This window comes from Affinirhizobium straminoryzae (assembly GCF_007004135.1).
GTDB lineage: Bacteria > Pseudomonadota > Alphaproteobacteria > Rhizobiales > Rhizobiaceae > Neorhizobium > Neorhizobium straminoryzae.
In genome coordinates, this window is record NZ_VJMG01000055.1 from 34240 (window position 1) to 51455 (window position 17216).

Sequence of the window (17216 nt, forward strand, 5' to 3'; positions counted from 1 at the left end):
ATGTTTCGGAGGCAACGCCTCGGCAGGCTTTCACGAGTGCGATGGTCCGTTGTTAATCTGCCGGAGCGCCAACCGTGGGATGTCGACGCGACATTGGTCCTCTCTGGAACTGACGGGTGTCAGAGATGTTCAGCCGGTCTGTCGCGTCTTGCGAAGTGTCCTCTGCCGCGCTGGATATGTCCCGGTTTCGACCGAAGGAACTGAGTGCGTTGTTATCACGCGCCGCGCTGCGGCATCTTACGGAGAACAAGGCCATGCTGACCTATGCGCTTGCCTATGGCGCGACCGCGCTTGTGTTTTTCGGGCTTGATTTTCTCTGGCTCGGCCATGTGGCGACCGGCTTCTACCGCAACCAACTCGGCGACATGATGCGCGAACGGCCGGACTTCGTCGCGGCAGGCCTGTTCTACCTCGTCTATGTCGCCGGCATCGTCTATTTCGCCGTCGGCCCCAATCTCGCAGGCGGAGGTCTTCGCCAGGCCGCACTGTCCGGTGCGATCCTCGGCTTGATCGCCTATGGCACCTACGACATCACAAACCTCGCCACGCTGAAGAACTGGCCGCTTGCCATGAGTCTCGTGGATCTCGCCTGGGGCACAGCCCTCACCGCGACCGCCGCGACCGCCGGCGTCTGGATCACGGAGAAAATCCTCGGATGACGTGATGGGCGCGACGCGGGATCCCGTTCCTGAACTCGGTACGAGATGATCAGCTTTCGCGACAGGCTTTCAGCATGCGTTCGGCTCTGTTGCGCCGCACTACCGTGGCCCTGCGTGTCAGCGGCGGGTCTACACGCATCACCGCCGCGCGGTTACAGCCGGAATGATAGCGGTCTGTCGATCACCGTTCGGCAGGAGGCGGCGCGTAGTGACCCAGCGCTGCCTTGAACAACTGCTTGAGAACCGCGAATTTCGCCCCGTGTCCCTTGATCTTCGTGGGTACGGCCTCGCCCTTGGGATAGGAACGCACGACCGGAATTTCGCAGACGCGATAACCGAGCTGGCCCGCCCGGGCCGTGAGATAGAACAGCAATTCGTAGTTGACGAAGACATCGCGGAAGGGGGCGACGCGCGGATCGAGCAGATAGCGCGCGGAATAGCCGCGATAGCCATTGGTGGTGTCCGTGAAGAAACGCCGGCCGGCCAGGCTCAGGACGGGGGCATGGATGCAGCGGTTGCCGATGGTGCGCTCGAAGGGGGTGTTTTCCGCGCGGCCGCCGGGGCGGTAGCGGGAGCCCTGCACGTAATCGTAGCCGCTTTCCAGCCTGGCGACGAATTCCCGCACCGCCTCGACATTGTCCTTGCCGTTGCCGTCTATGGTGATGATGCCGCGATAGCCCTGATCCAGACACCAGGCATAGGCCATGCGCAGCTGCGCGCTAAGCCGGCCGGGGCCGGTCTTGGTCAGCACGGCGCGCACCCCCTGTTCCTTCACGAAGGAGGCTTCCAGCGATCCATCGGTCGAGCCGCCATCGGCGACGATGACATCGACCGGCAGACGGGCAGCAGCCGTCCTGCGAAGCTGTTCCTGAATACGCCTGCCTTCGTTGATTACGGGGATCACCAGCACGTAATCATGGGTCTTGCCTGCATATTCATCAATGCGGTGGGCGGGAAGCTGGCGGGAGCTGGAAGCGGCGTGCGCCTGTTCAGTCATGATGGGGGGCTTTCACGGATGTCGCGCCGGCGCGCGCGAAAACGAGATGGCGGCTGACGATATAGTTGACGACGAAGGAAAATGCGGTAGCGGTGACGAGAACGCCGAGGCCCTGGCCAATGGAACCCAGAATGGGCTGCAGGACCATGACGGCGGCCAGTCGCGCGACCAGCGTGACCCCCACGGCGACGAGATAGAGCAGGCCGCGGCGCATCGATACGGATGAGGAGGCGTCGCGGAACGTCCAGAACTCATGCATCAGATAGTTCACGATGGCGCCGCAGACAAAGCCCGCGAAGGCAGCAAGCGTCAGTGGCAGGCCAAGCTTGGCAGCGAGCGTCCAGGCAGTGCCGAGATCGACGCCGAGGCCGATCACGGCAACCACGCCGAAGCGCAACAGGGATGACTGGAGCAAACGGCCGATCATGCGCTGGCCGCCAGGGGATGGTCGTGGCCCGTCACGAGACCCGAATGCGCCTCGCGCCATTCGGGATGCATGTGACGCACGAGATCGAACAGATCGTAGATATTGTCGATCTTGCCGCCGAGGATCGACGTGACGCGCGATGTCTGCGGCAGGCGCTGATAGAGGATTGGCCGCCCGTCATCGGTTTCACTCTTCACCAGCACGGTCTTGACGTCATAGATCGATTTCACCCACTGCGCTTCCGCAAGGCTTGGAACATACCGCTGCCCGTCGGCAATCATGTGACGGTAACGGTCATCGGCGCTGTAGCCGCTCAGCACGTCATAGGGTTTGCGCGGGTCCGTCGCATCCGTCCAGCTGTGGTGGGGCGTGTAGCGAACATGGGTCAGCGAATAGAGTTTCTCCGAAGGATAGGGCATGACCGATAGGAAGGGGCCGTCCATGATGGTGATGCCGTAGCCCTCCATCTGCCGGGGCGGCTCCACCAGGGCAATCTCGGTGACCTCGTATTTCAGATTGGCCTGCGGTAATGCAGCGGAGCGCAGCAGGCTGTTGATCTGGGCATAGGTCACGTTGAACACATGCCGGGCCGAGATCTCGCTGCCGTCCGACAGCCGGACGATGGTGTAATCCGCGCGTTCCTCGATCTCGAGCGCCTCCGTCTTCAGGCGCACGTCGACGCCGCTGGCCGGAAGCCGCTCGGCCATCAGGTCGCGCAGCACCGAAAAGTCGAAGGCATATTCCTGGCAGGCGAACACATCCTCGATGGTCTCCCGGCTGAAAAGGGCTGCCTGCATGGGATTGGCCGCTGCGATTGGCGCGCCCATGTCCGAAAACATCTTGAAGAATCGCTTTGCAGACACCTTCGACCGCTTGCGCGCAATCGCGTAGAGCATCTGGAAGTTGCTGGTGACCGCGTCTGGAAAATCCATCGCGAAACGGCGGTGCAGCACCATGGACTTGACGGCCGTCAGAACGCTTCTCGGATAGTGAAAGCCGGTATGGATACGCGCCTGGTTGACGCGCGACGCCCGGTTCATCAATTGCGTGTCGGCTTCGACGACCAGTACGCGATCCGTCACGGACCTGAGGAACAGAGCGAGGCAACAGCCGTAGAAGCCGCCGCCGATGATCAGGCAATCGACATCGGTCCGCGTCATTTGCGCATGCCCGCCGCAACATAGCCGTCGCTCCTGGCCGCGTCCGCCGGCTCGATCTTGACCGGGGCCGTCTCGTTTTCCATGCCGACCTCCACGTTCAGTTCGTGCAGCACGCGGTTGAACAGGTCCGTCACGCTGCGTTCGCCGACCACGTCGTCCATGGCGTCGACGGAGAGCAGCCGAATGACCTTCTGCAGCCCGATCGACAGAACGAATGTGGCACCTGCCATGAAGGCGGCGCTCAGACCAAGGATCAGCGAGGTACTGAACCAGCCCGGCTGAATGCCGCTCATGGTCAGCCACACGATCACGGCATAGATTACATAGACGACAGAGGAGATCGCGACCAGCAGCGCGCCAAGCGCCATCATGGTCAAGACCCGCGGCGCGGCGCTGATCAGCAGATCCTGCATCAGTGACAGGCGACGGCGAAGGCCATGGCGGGTCACGGGCGTCGGCTGCTGCTCCCTTGCCGGTATCCAGCGCACGGGAATGCCGGCCGCCATCGGCGGAAAGCGCAGGGCGAGCTGTCGGTCGGAATCTGCCATCACCCGGTTGAGCCAGGTCTTGGGCAGGGCAACGGTCAGCATGTCGCGGGCATCGGCATGAAAGCCTGCCGTCTTGCCAAGACTGTTGAGGAGCGGATTCAGGCTGTAGCGGAAGGCGCCGGAGCGGCCGCGCAGCACGAGGATCGCATCCTGGCGCAGCGCGGATTCGATCATTTCGACCGGCTCGAAACAGTCCTGTTCTTCGAGCGAGGTCAGCAACACGACATCGCCAATGCTTTCCGCGGCCAGCAGCAATCGCTTGCGGTAAAATGTCGTTCCGTGCCGTGTGCTCAGCAGGCGGATGTTCGGCACGTTCGCCAGCAGCCGGTCTTCAGCCTGCTTGCGCTCGGCCTCTTCGCCGCCGTCTCGCGCGATCAGAAGAATTTCCCAATAGCGGAAGGCCAGGCCCAATTTCTGGGCCAGGCGCTTCAGCGTGGTTTCGCTACTGACGTCCAGCGCCACGTCTGCCAGGCAGACTGAAACGAAAATATCTTCCCGAAGCGCCCGCGTCATGCGGCAATCTCCCTTGCCAGTTCTGCGGCGGCGCAAAGCCGTGCCAGAACCTTGTCCAGATCATCGAGCGGTGTCGCTGTCTGTTTCATTTCGATGGATGTCCAGCCCGTATAGCCCGCCCGGTCAAGCGCCCGCAACACGATGACCACCTGTTCCGCGCTGGCCGGCGCCGGTGCGAGATCGGGTTCACTGACATGCACGTGGCTGATATGCGCAGCAGCGCGCGCAATCAGATCCTCGACCTGCGAAAACTCCTGGTTCATGTGCATGGCGCCCAGATCCAGGATCAGCGTCACCGCCGGATGGTCGACCGCTTCGACCATGGCAAGCGCCTCATCGGCGCGGTTGAGGAAGTTGGTGCCATAGGCGACGGGATTGAACTCCAGGCCGAATTTCGTGCCTGCAGCCTCTGCGGCATCGCCGAGTGCGCGAAAGGCCTCGATTGCGATCGTCTTGACCGTATCCGCCGGCATGTCCGCCGGTACGACCCGCTGGCGCGGCGAGCCAAAGACCAGGTTGGGAATCTTCAGGCGCCCCGCAAAGTCGATTGCCCGCCGCAGCGCCTGCGTCAGTGTCTTCTGGCGTTCCTCGCCTTCGAACAGGGCCGCACCCTCCACCCCGAACAGCAGCGATTGCATCGAGACCAGCGTCAGGCCATGGGCCTGCATCGCGGCGAATTCGGCGGCGACGCGCTCGTTCGAGGGCAGAAGCGGATCCGGGCTTCCGTGAAACAGTAGCCCCGGCGCAATTTCGAGACCCGAAATGCCATGGCGCTTCAGCAGGGCGTAGGCGGCATCGCGGTCGCCCGGAGCCCAGGCAATATTGGAGACGGCAAGTTTCCGGGTCATTGGGCAGCCTGTGCGAAATAGGCTTTCAGTCGTGTCCGAACATCATCAGCGGACTGGCTGTAGACATCGTCACGGCCCCACAGATCGGCATGGCGGGTGCGCATGTCCTCCTTGTGCAGTCGCGCGGCATTGGGAGCCATCGTGTGGCCCGTGGCCAGTTCGAACACCGCACCGGCCTTCAGCGGCGCCGGCGCAAAATGGATGGTGGAGAGGCCGGCCTCCATGGCGCGCTCGATATCCGACCATATCTGCGACATGTCGTAATACTGGAATTCGCTATCCGGATTGGTGAATGTCAGGGCAGAGTAACCGAGATCCGTTGCGGCCGCCTCCAGCGGTGCGCGCAGGCCCGTGGCGTCCAGCGCATCGCGATCCACGACCATCATGCCGAGTTCGGCATCCTCGTTGTAGATCGCTTCCACGGCGCCCGAGAGTTCCGTTGGCAGGGCGGCGCAGAACGCCTGGAAGCGCGTCGGCGGCAGCATGCTGGGCATCGGGTTCATGATATCGAAGACGAAGTTCTTCTTCAGACCTTCCCCGAACAGCGCTGGCAGGCGTACGATCAGGCAGGTCTTGAAATGCTCGGCGCAGAACGCCTCCAGACGGCGCCGGTTGTGACCATAGGCCAGATCCACCTGATAGGCATTGGTTGTCTCGTCCAGTCCCTCGTCGAAGGAGGCGAGCACGGCGATGCTCGACAGAAGGACGAAACAATCCGCCGTTACAGTCGACAGAATGTCTATCAATCCGTCGATGCGCGCTGCGTCGCGCTCAGGAAACCGGTTGGCTTCAAACATGGAGCCCGGCGCGGCCGCACAAGCCGCCAGGCTGAAGTGCTGTTTGCGCGCCCCTTCAATATTCTTGCTGTTGAAGAGATGATCAAAGACATGTTGGCGAGAAATTGCACCGCCTACGAAGCCGGTGTAACCAATGAGCGCAGACGACATTACAGACCTACAGTAAGTTTTTGTGCACTGCAGTCTATCATGGTGCCGGAGGCAAGCAAGGCGTTACTCCTTCCCGAGCTTGCGTGCGGCCATGTTGTCGATCTGCGTGATGGAATTGAGCCACAGTATCGACTTTGACAAGACAGATGGTCGAGGGAAAGGTTCCGGGCGAGAAGGATGCGACGCCAACGATGACGGTTCACTCGTCGCATCCGGTCGGGGTCGAAGGTTATTTGTCCGCGAGGTGCTTGTCGCCCATGGCTTGATAAAGCTCGAAGAACGCCAAATGTGCCTTCGAGGCGAGTGCGTAGAGGTTGGCGTCGAGCAGGATGGCCGGGTGATCCAGAAGATGACTTTCGGTCGAATCGATCATGACAGATGCCATATGAAAAGCCTCGTGATAGCCGAAGGTCCCGGGCAGAAAGTCTTCCGGCTTCTCGATCTCCAATTGCTCCAGCGCTTCAAGCCTTTGTTGTTCGGTTTCTTGGTGGCTCATTTTTCTTCCTCGGTCTGACGTCTGGACGTTCGATGCTGTCTGGACCAAGGATAATACCGGCGGCCACGACTGGCGAGCCGAGCTGAAGAAATTCCTTCTCCAGCGCCTTGGTCAATCCAGTTGCTCCGGCGAATGCTGTCCCGGCCGACCGTTGGTCAAGGATGACGGATGCGCCTCGCCTACACAAAAAATGCAACGAAGGTCGGGAATTGACGCCAGGCATGGCGGACAGAGAGGGATTCGAACCCTCGATACGCTTTCACGTATACACGCGTTCCAGGCGTGCGCCTTCAACCACTCGGCCACCTGTCCTTGATCCAAGGGCTGCCCGGCCGGTTTGGCGAAGCAGCGGTCGGGGCGGATATATACCGATGAATTTCGCGCAATCAACCGGAATCTGAAACTTTTGTGACCTCTGGCTCAAGTCGCTGCTTTTGCTGGCGGAAAACTCCCGCGGTGGCGGCCGCATTGCCAAGTGGAGGGTGCGGCCCTAATCTTCGCTTCCCATCGGCTGCCAGCAGGATCGGACAGGACCATGGCATTTTTCTTCCGGTTTCTGAGCTTTCTCGCGCTTGTGCTGGCGATTGCCGCCGGCACGATCGATGCGATCGCTTCGGTGGCATCCTCATCCGTGGTCCTGACCAGCGTGGAAGAGGATTGGCTGGCAGCAAGCCCCCGGAGTCTGCCTCTGGTGCAAGGCATGGTCGAACACTATATCCACCCGCAAGTCTGGCAGAACGGGTTTGCCGTGATCATCCGCCAGCCGGCATTCGCGGTGTGCCTTGGTCTGTCGCTGGCGCTGTGGATGATCGGTTACCGGCGCCCCCGGCCACGAAGCCTGTTTGCCTGAAGCGACGGCGCGTGCGACGCGACCGCAACGAGGGAGGTTCGAAATGTTCCTGATCGACATGTTCAACAAGAAGACCGTGATGCCGAGTGCCGATGCGGCGCTGCCCGGACGCGCGGAGGCGCTGCCCACCGCGGAGCACCATTTCGTCAACGGCAACCCCTTGCAGGGCCCCTATCCGGATCACCTCCACGTGGCCTATTTCGGCATGGGCTGCTTCTGGGGTGCGGAGCGTCTGTTCTGGCGGCTGCCGGGTGTCTGGGTTACCGCGGTCGGCTATCAGGGTGGCTTGACGCCCAACCCGACCTATCATGAAACGACGACGGGCCTCACCGGTCATGCCGAAATCGTCAAGGTGGTCTTTGATCCCGCCATCATCTCCTACGAAACCCTGCTGAAGACCTTCTTCGAGGAGCATGACCCGACCCAGGGCATGCGTCAGGGCAATGACATTGGCACGACCTACCGGTCGGCGATCTATACCACGACCGCTGACCAGCTGGAGAAGGCGGAGGCTGCGCGCGCAGCATTCCAGGCGGCGCTCAAGGCGGCGGGACGCACTTCTGTCATCACGACCGAGATCGCCCCGGCAGACGTTTTCTATTACGCGGAAGACTATCACCAGCAGTACCTGGCCAAGAATCCGGCTGGCTATTGCGGTCTGCGTGGCACCGGCGTCAGCTGCCCCATTGGCGGCTGATCTGTCTGTTTCGGCGGCGTAAAGCCGCCCTCTTGTGCAGTCCTGCGGGGAAAATGGCGATCGGTTGCGCAGATTTTTCGTTTTTGACCAAACGAAAAATTTCTGGTGAATTTTGCTGAAACCCATGCAAGGATAAGGGCCTGCCAGGCATAATGATGAAGAGGCCGGCAACCGCAGACATGCCTTCGCGAGACAGGCGTGCGGGGGGACCCACAATGACGAGCAAAAACAGGGCTGCACGATGAAGAAAACCCTTTTGACACTGATTGCCATGGCAGCGCTTTCGACCACGGCGCTGGCGGCTGACATCAAGCCGGCGCTGGTCTATGGCACCGGCGGCAAGTTCGACAAATCCTTCAACGAAGCGGCTTTCCAGGGCGCAGAGAAGTACAAGAAGGAAACCGGCACCGATTTCCGTGACTTCGAGCCGACCAGCGACACCCAGGGCGAGCAGGCGATCCGCAACTTTGCCTCGCGCGGGTACAATCCGATCGTTGCCGTCTCCTTCGCCTGGACCTCGGCCATGGAGAAGGTGGCTGCCGAATTCCCGGACACCAAGTTCGTGATCGTTGACTCCGTGGTGAAGCTGCCGAACGTGCGCTCCGTCGTCTTCAAGGAAGAAGAGGGCTCCTATCTCGTCGGCATCCTGGCCGGCATGGCGTCCAAGTCCGGCAAGGTCGGCTTCATTGGCGGCATGGATATTCCGCTGATCCGCAAGTTCGCCTGCGGCTATGCCCAGGGCGCCAAGGCTGCCAATGCCAAGATCGAAGTTCTGCAGAACATGACCGGCACCACCGGTGCTGCCTGGAACGACCCGGTTCGCGGCGGCGAGCTGACCAAGAACCAGATCGACCAGGGTGCGGATGTCATTTACGCGGCTGCCGGCGCCACCGGTCTCGGCGTGCTGCAGACGGCTGCCGACAACAAGAAGCTGTCGATCGGCGTCGATTCCAACCAGAACCATCTGCATCCGGGTTCGGTGCTGACCTCGATGGTCAAGCGCGTCGATCTCGCGGTCTACAATGCCTACAAGGATGCCGCAGCCGGCAAATTCACCGGTGGCATCCAGACCAACGGTGTGAAGGAAGACGGCGTTGCCTATGCGCTGGACGACAACAACGCCAAGCTGATCACGCCGGAGATGAAGACTGCCGTCGAAAAGGCGAAGGCCGATATCATCTCGGGTTCCGTCAAGGTTCATGATTACATGTCGGACAACAGCTGCCCGATGTAATTCATCACGGTCAGGGCGCATCGCGGGTTCCGCCATGCGCCCTTACCATGTCCGGCTTCCGGAAAGGAAAGGCCAGCGCGTGAGCCAGCATCCCGCTATTGAACTGGTGGGCATCGACAAGAGTTTCGGTGCCGTTCATGCCAACAAGAACATCAATCTGAAGGTGGAAAAGGGAACGATCCACGGCATCATCGGGGAGAATGGTGCCGGCAAGTCGACCCTGATGTCCATCATCTACGGCTTCTACCAGGCCGATCGCGGCGAGATCCGCATCGACGGCAAGCCGCTCGACATTCGTGACAGCCAGACCGCGATTGCCGCCGGCATCGGCATGGTGCACCAGCATTTCATGCTGGTGGAGAACTTCACGGTTCTGGAAAACGTCATGCTCGGTGCCGAGGGCGGGCAACTGCTCGCCAAGGGCGTTTCCGGCGCGCGCAAGGAGTTGAAGCGTCTGGAGACCGATTACGGTCTCGACGTCGATCCTGACGCGCTGATCGAGGATCTGCCCGTCGGCAAGCAGCAGCGCGTTGAAATCCTGAAGGCGCTCTATCGCAGCGCCGATATCCTGATTCTCGACGAGCCGACCGGCGTTCTGACGCCCGCCGAGGCCGACCACCTGTTCAAGGTGCTGAAGGTGTTGCGCGACCAGGGCAAGACGGTGATCCTCATCACCCACAAGCTGCGCGAGATCATGGCGATCACCGACGAGGTTTCCGTCATGCGCCGCGGCGAAATGGTTGCCACCCGCAAGACCGCCGAGACGACGGTCGAGGAACTGGCCGAACTGATGGTCGGCCGCCGCGTTCTGCTGCGCGTCGAAAAGGGCGCCGCAAAGCCCGGCAAGGTGCTGCTGTCGGTGAAGAACCTCACCGTCAAGGACGCCCGTGGCGTCACCATGGTCGATAACGTCTCCTTCGATGTACGCGAAGGCGAGATCGTCGGCATTGCGGGCGTCGCCGGCAACGGCCAGTCGGAACTGCTGGAGGCGATTGCCGGCATCCGCAAGCCGGCCTCGGGCGAGATCCTGCTCGATGGCCAGCCGATCGCCAATGCCGATCCGGCGCGGCTTCGGGCGCTTGGTCTTGCCCATATCCCGGAAGACCGGCACCACATGGGCCTCGTCTTGAAGTTCGAGGAATACGAGAATTCGGTGCTCGGCTATCACCGCGATCCCCGCTATGGCCGCGGTGCGCTGCTTGATCTGAAGGCAATCCAGGCGGATGCCGTAGAAAAGATCGAAAAGTACGACATCCGCCCGCCGAATCCGCGCCTGAAGACGGCGAACTTCTCCGGTGGCAACCAGCAGAAGATCGTCGTGGCGCGCGAGATCGAGCGCGACCCCAAGGCGCTGATCATCGGCCAGCCCACCCGCGGCGTCGATATCGGCGCGATCGAATTCATTCACCGCCGCATCGTGGAAATGCGCGATGCCGGCAAGGCGCTCCTGCTCGTTTCTGTCGAACTGGACGAGATCCGATCCCTGTCCGACCGCATCCTCGTGATGTTTGCCGGCAAGGTGGTTGGCGAAAAGACCCCGGATGCCGGCGAGCAGACACTGGGTCTGATGATGGCAGGCATTGCCGCATGAGGACGAACCTTTCATGAGTACCGCTTCCGTACCCTTGCCCAACTGGATCACCTACGGGTTGATGCCGCTCCTCAACCTGCTGGTCGCCTTCTTCATCTCCGGGCTCGTGGTCTGGTGGATCGGCGAGGATCCCTTGGCTGCGCTGAAGCTTCTGATCGAAGGCTCGCTCGGACGCGGCGATGCGATCGGCTTCACGCTGTTCTATGCCACCAGCTTCATCTTCACCGGCCTGTCGGTGGCGGTCGCCTTCCATGCCGGCCTGTTCAACATCGGCTCGGAAGGTCAGGCCTATCTCGGCGGTCTCGGCGCGGCGCTGGTCGCGCTTGCGCTCGATCGCTACGTGCCCTGGTATGTGACGATGCCGTTTGCCGTGATCGGCGCAGCCCTGTTCGGTGCCGCCTGGGCCTTCATTCCGGCCTGGCTGCAGGCCAAACGCGGCAGCCATGTCGTCATCACCACCATCATGTTCAACTTCATCGGCGCAGCGCTGATGGTCTACCTGCTGGTCAACGTGCTGATCGTGCCGGGCAAGATGGCGCCGGAAACGCGCACCTTCTTGCCTGGCGGACAGTTGCCGAAGCTCGACTGGCTGATGGCCTGGTTCGGCCTGAAGCTCGGGCCGGCGCCCTTCAACGTCTCCTTCCTGATCGCGCTGGTCATGGCCTTTCTTGTCTGGGTGCTGATCTGGCGCACCAAGCTCGGCTATGAGATGCGCACGCTCGGCATCAGCCCCTCTGCTGCGATCTATGCCGGTATTCCCTATGGGCGTACCGTCATCATCGCCATGCTGATCTCCGGGGGGCTGGCCGGCATGATGGCGCTGAACCCGGTGATGGGCGCCTCTGCCCGCCTGCAGGTGGAGTTCGTCGGCGGCGCGGGCTTCGTCGGCATCGCCGTTTCGCTGATGGGGCGCAGCCATCCGCTCGGCATCGTGCTGGCCGCCCTTCTGTTCGGCATTCTCTACCAGGGCGGTGCCGATCTCTCCTTTGAAATGCCCAACATCACCCGCGAGATGATCGTGGTGATCCAGGGTCTGGTGATCCTGTTTGCCGGCGCGCTGGAATACATGTTCCGGCCGGCCATGGTGCACCTGTACCAGCGTCTGAAACGGGCCTGAGGAGCAAGAGATGGAATTCTACGATATCGTCGTCAGCATTCTCGGCTCGACCATTCGCCTGTCGATCCCGCTGCTGTTCACCGCGCTGGCCGGCCTCTTCACCGAGCGTGCCGGGGTCTTCGACATCGGGCTGGAGGGCAAGATGCTGGCGGCTGCCTTTGCATCCGCCTGCGTCGCCTATGTCACCGGCAATGCCTGGCTTGGCCTTCTCGGCGGCATCGGGGTGTCGATCCTGTTCTCGCTGATCCACGGTTTTGCCTCGATCACCAATCGCGGCAACCAGATCGTCTCCGGTGTGGCGCTGAACTTCGTGGCGGCCGGTCTCACCGTCGTTCTCGGCCAGGCCTGGTTCGGGCAGGGAGGACGTACTCCCCAGATCTCCGGCGAGGCGCGCTTCTCGCCGATCACGCTGCCCTTTGTCGATGCCATGCGCGACGTGCCCTTCATCGGGCCGCTCTATGTGCATGTCATCTCCGGCAACAACATCCTGACCTATCTCGCCTTCCTCGCCGTACCGATCACCTGGTGGGTGCTGTTTCGCACCCGCTTCGGCCTTCGGCTGCGTGCGGTCGGCGAAAATCCGGGCGCGGTGGATACGGCCGGCATTTCCGTCACCTGGCTGCGCTACCGCGCCGTCATCGTGGCGGGCTTCCTCTGCGGCTTCTCCGGTGCCTATCTGTCGATTGCCCAGTCGGCCGCCTTCATCAAGGACATGTCGGCCGGCAAGGGCTATATCGCGCTCGCCGCCCTGATCTTTGCCAAGTGGAAGCCGGTGCCGGTGATGTTTGCCTGCCTGCTGTTCGGCTTCCTCGATGCCTTCGCCAATTTCATGCAGGGCAAGGCGGTGCCGGGAATCGGCGAAGTGCCGGTTCAGATCTTCCAGGCGCTGCCCTATATCCTCACCTGCATCCTGCTGGCCGGGTTCATCGGCGTCGCCCACCCGCCCAAGGCCGGCGGCGTGCCCTATACGAAGGAACGTTGATCATGGCGCAAGACCTGTTCGAGGCGGCCCGCGCGGCAATGGGAAGGGCCTATGCGCCCTATTCCAAGTTCCCGGTCGGTGCAGCCATCCGCGCCGATGACGGCAAGATCTATCTCGGCGCCAATGTCGAGAACCTGTCCTTCCCGCAGGGCTGGTGCGCCGAACCGACCGCCATCGGCAACATGGTGATGGGCGGTGGCCGCAAGATCGTCGAGATCGCGGTGATTGCCGAGAAACTGGCCTGCTGCCCGCCCTGCGGCGGCTGCCGCCAGAAGATCGCCGAATTCGCGGGCCCCGACACCCGCGTCTACCTCTGCGACGAGGTCGGCGTGCAGAAGACGCTGACCATGGACGAACTTCTGCCCTTCTCCTTCCAGACGGATGTAATCGGATGAAGTCCGTCATCGATCTGCTGGTGGACCGGCTAGGCGGCCTGATGCCGCGTCATGCCATCGTGCTGGGCTCGGGCCTTGGTTCGCTGGTGGCGGAGGTCGAGAAGCCTGTGCGGATTTCCTACGGCGAACTGCCCGGCTTTCCGGCAAGCGGCGTCACCGGCCATGCGGGCGAGCTCGTGGCCGGTTTTCTCAGCCGCCATCCTGTCATCATGCTGTCCGGCCGTGCGCACTACTACGAACACGGCGATGCCTCGGCCATGCGCTTTCCCATCGAGGTGCTGCAGGGGATTGGTGTTCAGGCGCTGATCCTTACCAATTCCGCAGGGTCACTGAAGGACGACATGCCGCCCGGTTCGGTGATGCAGATCGCCGATCACATCAACTATTCCGGCATGAACCCGCTGATCGGCGAAAGCGGCGACCGGCGTTTTGTCGGCATGACCAGCGCCTATGATGCGGGCCTCGCACTTGCCATCCGCAATGCCTCGATCCGCACCGCCACGCCCCTTTATTCCGGCGTCTACATGTGGTTCTCCGGCCCGAGCTTCGAAACGCCGGCAGAAATCCGCATGGCGCGCATTCTGGGCGCCGATGCGGTCGGCATGTCCACCGTGCCGGAGGTGATCCTCGCCCGCTATGTCGGACTGAAGGTCGCCGCCTGCTCGGTCATTACCAATTTCGGCGCCGGCATGACCGGGGCGGAATTGTCGCACGAGGAGACGAAGGAAATGGCGCCGCTGGGCGGTCGCCGCCTCGCCACCATTCTCAAGGACCTGTTCGCGCAGGACACCATTGCCTGACAGGCCGTTCGATCGAACCCGTGCCGCCCGGTCAAGCTTGCCGGGCGGCCGGTCCTTCCTGTCTTGCGTCTAATCGATTGAAGGATAATGATGCACACTCCGAAAAAGCCGGGAGGTAAGCCCATGGAACTGTTGAGCCCGCGCGAGGCGGCTGCGTTCGCACTGTCGCTGCTGGACCTGACGAACCTGCGTGACGATTGCGATGCCGCCGCAATCGCGGCCTTGTGCGCCCGTGCGCAGACGCCGAACGGCCATTCGGCCGCCATCTGCATCTGGCCGCGCTTCGTGGCGCAGGCACGCGGCATTCTCGGGTCGGATCATCCGGTGCGGATTGCCACTGTCGTCAACTTTCCGTCCGGCGATCTGCCGGTCGAGACCGTCGTCGCGGAAACCCGCCAGGCGATTGCCGATGGCGCCGACGAGATCGATCTCGTCATTCCCTACAAGGCCTTCCTCGCCGGCGATGAGGCGGCCGTCACAGCGATGGTCACTGCCGTGCGCGCCGCCTGCCCGGAGGCCTGCCTGAAGGTGATCCTCGAAACCGGCGAGATCCGCGACAGTGGCAAGATCCGCCGGGCATCCGAACTGGCGATCGAGGCCGGCGCCGATTTCATCAAGACCTCGACGGGCAAGGTCTCCGTCAACGCCACGCTCGAAGCGGCCGACATCATGCTGCAGGCGATCCGCGACAGCCGCAGGAAGGTGGGCTTCAAGCCGGCCGGCGGCATTTCCACGGTGGCGGATGCCGATCTCTACCTGCGGCTTGCCGAGACGATCATGGGCGCCAACTGGCTGATGCCCTCCACCTTCCGCTTCGGCGCGTCCAGCCTGCTGGACGATATCCTGAACGTGATTGCCGGCGCGCCCTCCAGCCGCGTGTCGAGCGGTTACTGAGCATGATCCCGCAGGAGGTCATCCGCCGCAAGCGCGACGGGGTGGAACTGTCGCCCGCGGAAATTGCCGGCTTCATCGAAGGACTGACGGCGAATCGCATTTCCGAGGGGCAGGTGGCGGCCTTTGCCATGGCCACCTTCTTTCGCGGCATGACGCGCGCCGAAACCGTGGCGCTGACGCTTGCCATGCGCGACAGCGGCGACGTTCTCTCCTGGGCGGAGATCGGCCGTCCGGTCGGCGACAAGCATTCGACCGGCGGCATCGGCGACAATGTCTCGTTGATGCTGGCGCCGATCGTCGCTGCCTGCGGGTTGGCGGTGCCGATGATTTCCGGCCGCGGCCTCGGCCATACGGGCGGTACGCTGGACAAGCTGGAAGCGATTCCCGGCTATGATGTGGCGCCTTCGGAAGCGCAGTTTCGCCGGGTGGTCCGCGAGGCGGGGGCTGCGATCATTGGCCAGACGGGCGATCTCGCGCCGGCCGACCGGCGCCTGTATGCGATCCGCGACGTCACGGCGACGGTCGAATCCATTCCGCTGATCACCGCCTCGATCCTCTCGAAGAAACTCGCCGCCGGGCTTGAAACGCTGGTTCTCGACGTGAAGTTCGGCAATGGCGCCTTCATGCAGGGCGTCGAGGAGGCCGAGGCGCTGGCCCGCTCGCTGGTCGAGGTGGCGAACGGGGCAGGGGTGAAGACCTCGGCCCTGCTGACCGACATGAACGAGCCGCTGGCGGATGCCGCCGGCAATGCGGTCGAGATCGCCCACGCCGTCGATTTCCTCGCGGGCCGCAAGGGCGGAACCCGCATCGAGGCGGTCACATTGGCCTTTGCCGCGGAAATGCTGCTGCAGGCCGGCCTCGTTTCCACCCTCACCGAGGGGCAGGAGAAGGCAACAGCGGCGCTTGCCTCCGGCCGTGCGCTGGAGCATTTCGGCCGCATGGTGCATCTGCTGGGCGGCCCGGCCGATTTCGTCGAACGCTTTGCCACCTATCTTCCGGCAGCACCCGTCATCCGTCCGGTGCCTGCGCCGGACAGCGGCATCCTGGCGGCCACCGATGCGCGCGGCATCGGCCTTGCCGTGGTGGAACTCGGCGGGGGACGGCGGCTTGCCAGCGATGGCATCGATCACCGCGTCGGCTTCGATCGTATCCTGCCGCTCGGCACCCGTGTCGAAAGGGGCGATCCGATCGCCTTTGTGCATGCCGCGGATGCGGCTCAGGCGGAAAAGGCCGTGGCCAGCATGGCTGCGCTTTACCGCATCACGGATCAGGCACCTGTGGCGCGGCCGGTCATCCTCAAGCGCATCGGCTGAGGGCTGCGTGCTCTGTTTCGGCCATGAAAAATGCCCGCGACCATCCGGTCTGCGGGCATTGTTCAATCCATAGGGCGCCGAGGCTTACTTGGTGCCGTACATGCGGTCGCCGGCATCGCCGAGGCCGGGCATGATATAGCCCTTCTCGTTGAGATGGCTGTCGATGGAGGCCGTGAAGATCGGCACGTCCGGATGGGCGGCCTGGAAATTCTTGATGCCTTCCGGAGCGGCGAGCAGGCAGAGGAAGCGGATGTTCTTTGCGCCGCGTTCCTTCAGCTTTTCGATCGCGGCAATCGAGGAATTGCCGGTGGCCAGCATCGGGTCGACGACGATCACGAGGCGCTCCGAGAGCGCATCCGGCGCCTTGAAGTAATATTCGACCGCCTGCAGCGTCTCATGGTCGCGGTAGACGCCGACATGGGCGACGCGCGCGGCCGGAACCAGTTCCAGCATGCCTTCCAGCAGGCCGTTGCCGGCGCGCAGGATCGACGCGAAGACCAGCTTCTTGCCTTCCAGGATCGGCGACTGCATCTCGGTCAGCGGCGTCTCGATCGTCTCCATGGTCAGTTCGAGATCGCGGGTGACCTCGTAGCAGAGCAGGGTGGAAATTTCGCGCAGCAGCCGGCGGAAGCTCGATGTCGAGGTTTCCTTGCGGCGCATGATGGTGAGCTTGTGCTGCACAAGCGGGTGATTGATGACTGTTACGCCGTCCATGGGAAGCTGCCTTCGTCCTTCTTCTTGTGTGTTC

At 62.6% G+C, this 17216-nt stretch carries 19 protein-coding genes and 1 tRNA gene; 11 read left to right on the forward strand and 9 right to left on the reverse strand.

Features of this window, described 5'->3' with window-relative positions; translation table 11 throughout:
* The first annotated feature begins 257 nt into the window (after positions 1 to 257).
* Complete coding sequence (locus tag FNA46_RS18140; RefSeq protein ID WP_143126652.1) at positions 258 to 659, forward strand: DUF2177 family protein; 402 nt, start codon at positions 258 to 260, stop codon at positions 657 to 659.
* A 181-nt stretch (positions 660 to 840) separates the two neighbouring features.
* Here the strand turns inward: FNA46_RS18140 and FNA46_RS18145 are convergent, their stop codons facing one another.
* The 8 genes from FNA46_RS18145 to FNA46_RS18180 all read right to left on the reverse strand — a co-directional run bounded on the left by FNA46_RS18145 (position 841) and on the right by FNA46_RS18180 (position 6907).
* Positions 841 to 1656, reverse strand: coding sequence for a glycosyltransferase family 2 protein (locus tag FNA46_RS18145; protein ID WP_143126618.1), 816 nt, complete (start codon positions 1654 to 1656; stop codon positions 841 to 843).
* Complete coding sequence (locus tag FNA46_RS18150; protein WP_185969901.1) at positions 1649 to 2083, reverse strand: GtrA family protein; 435 nt, start codon at positions 2081 to 2083, stop codon at positions 1649 to 1651. The genes FNA46_RS18145 and FNA46_RS18150 overlap by 8 nt, the downstream gene beginning before the upstream one ends.
* Positions 2080 to 3243: an FAD-dependent oxidoreductase gene (locus tag FNA46_RS18155; protein WP_143126620.1), complete on the reverse strand. Its 1164-nt coding sequence runs from the start codon at positions 3241 to 3243 to the stop codon at positions 2080 to 2082. Before FNA46_RS18155 ends, FNA46_RS18150 begins: the two co-directional genes overlap by 4 nt.
* Positions 3240 to 4304, reverse strand: a complete 1065-nt coding sequence (locus tag FNA46_RS18160) for a hypothetical protein (protein WP_143126621.1) — start codon at positions 4302 to 4304, stop codon at positions 3240 to 3242. Before FNA46_RS18160 ends, FNA46_RS18155 begins: the two co-directional genes overlap by 4 nt.
* Positions 4301 to 5152, reverse strand: a complete 852-nt coding sequence (locus FNA46_RS18165) for a sugar phosphate isomerase/epimerase family protein (protein ID WP_143126622.1) — start codon at positions 5150 to 5152, stop codon at positions 4301 to 4303. Before FNA46_RS18165 ends, FNA46_RS18160 begins: the two co-directional genes overlap by 4 nt.
* Positions 5149 to 5949 (reverse strand): hypothetical protein, encoded by an 801-nt coding sequence (locus FNA46_RS18170; protein WP_210245897.1) that lies wholly within the window; start codon positions 5947 to 5949, stop codon positions 5149 to 5151. Before FNA46_RS18170 ends, FNA46_RS18165 begins: the two co-directional genes overlap by 4 nt.
* Positions 5950 to 6328: 379 nt before the next feature.
* Entirely contained in the window at positions 6329 to 6595 is a 267-nt protein-coding gene (locus FNA46_RS18175) for a hypothetical protein (RefSeq protein ID WP_143126624.1), read from the reverse strand.
* A gap of 222 nt (positions 6596 to 6817) precedes the next feature.
* Positions 6818 to 6907 (reverse strand) — tRNA-Ser (locus FNA46_RS18180).
* Positions 6908 to 7130: 223 nt separating this feature from the next.
* Here FNA46_RS18180 and FNA46_RS18185 point away from each other — a divergent pair.
* The 10 genes from FNA46_RS18185 to deoA all read left to right on the forward strand — a co-directional run bounded on the left by FNA46_RS18185 (position 7131) and on the right by deoA (position 16468).
* Positions 7131 to 7445 (forward strand): hypothetical protein, encoded by a 315-nt coding sequence (locus FNA46_RS18185; protein WP_143126625.1) that lies wholly within the window; start codon positions 7131 to 7133, stop codon positions 7443 to 7445.
* Positions 7446 to 7488: 43 nt separating this feature from the next.
* Positions 7489 to 8142 (forward strand): peptide-methionine (S)-S-oxide reductase MsrA, encoded by a 654-nt coding sequence (gene msrA, locus FNA46_RS18190; protein ID WP_143126626.1) that lies wholly within the window; start codon positions 7489 to 7491, stop codon positions 8140 to 8142.
* 241 nt (positions 8143 to 8383) lie between these two features.
* Positions 8384 to 9376: a BMP family lipoprotein gene (locus FNA46_RS18195; protein ID WP_143126627.1), complete on the forward strand. Its 993-nt coding sequence runs from the start codon at positions 8384 to 8386 to the stop codon at positions 9374 to 9376.
* Positions 9377 to 9455: 79 nt separating this feature from the next.
* Entirely contained in the window at positions 9456 to 10967 is a 1512-nt protein-coding gene (locus tag FNA46_RS18200; RefSeq protein WP_185969902.1) for an ABC transporter ATP-binding protein, read from the forward strand.
* Between the two features lie 13 nt (positions 10968 to 10980).
* Complete coding sequence (locus FNA46_RS18205) at positions 10981 to 12084, forward strand: ABC transporter permease (protein WP_143126629.1); 1104 nt, start codon at positions 10981 to 10983, stop codon at positions 12082 to 12084.
* Positions 12085 to 12094: 10 nt separating this feature from the next.
* Positions 12095 to 13066, forward strand: coding sequence for an ABC transporter permease (locus FNA46_RS18210; protein ID WP_143126630.1), 972 nt, complete (start codon positions 12095 to 12097; stop codon positions 13064 to 13066).
* A gap of 2 nt (positions 13067 to 13068) precedes the next feature.
* Positions 13069 to 13461 (forward strand): cytidine deaminase, encoded by a 393-nt coding sequence (locus FNA46_RS18215; protein ID WP_143126631.1) that lies wholly within the window; start codon positions 13069 to 13071, stop codon positions 13459 to 13461.
* Complete coding sequence (locus FNA46_RS18220) at positions 13458 to 14261, forward strand: purine-nucleoside phosphorylase (protein WP_143126632.1); 804 nt, start codon at positions 13458 to 13460, stop codon at positions 14259 to 14261. The genes FNA46_RS18215 and FNA46_RS18220 overlap by 4 nt, the downstream gene beginning before the upstream one ends.
* A 123-nt stretch (positions 14262 to 14384) precedes the next feature.
* Positions 14385 to 15155 carry a deoxyribose-phosphate aldolase gene (gene deoC / locus FNA46_RS18225; protein WP_143126633.1) on the forward strand — a complete coding sequence of 257 codons (771 nt, stop codon included), beginning with the start codon at positions 14385 to 14387 and terminating at the stop codon, positions 15153 to 15155.
* A gap of 2 nt (positions 15156 to 15157) precedes the next feature.
* Positions 15158 to 16468, forward strand: a complete 1311-nt coding sequence (gene deoA, locus FNA46_RS18230; protein WP_143126634.1) for a thymidine phosphorylase — start codon at positions 15158 to 15160, stop codon at positions 16466 to 16468.
* Between the two features lie 84 nt (positions 16469 to 16552).
* On the opposite strand, the gene upp is transcribed toward deoA, so the two are convergent.
* On the reverse strand, positions 16553 to 17182 hold the full coding sequence (gene upp, locus FNA46_RS18235) for a uracil phosphoribosyltransferase (RefSeq protein WP_143126635.1): 630 nt from the start codon (positions 17180 to 17182) through the stop codon (positions 16553 to 16555).
* Positions 17183 to 17216 lie beyond the last annotated feature (34 nt).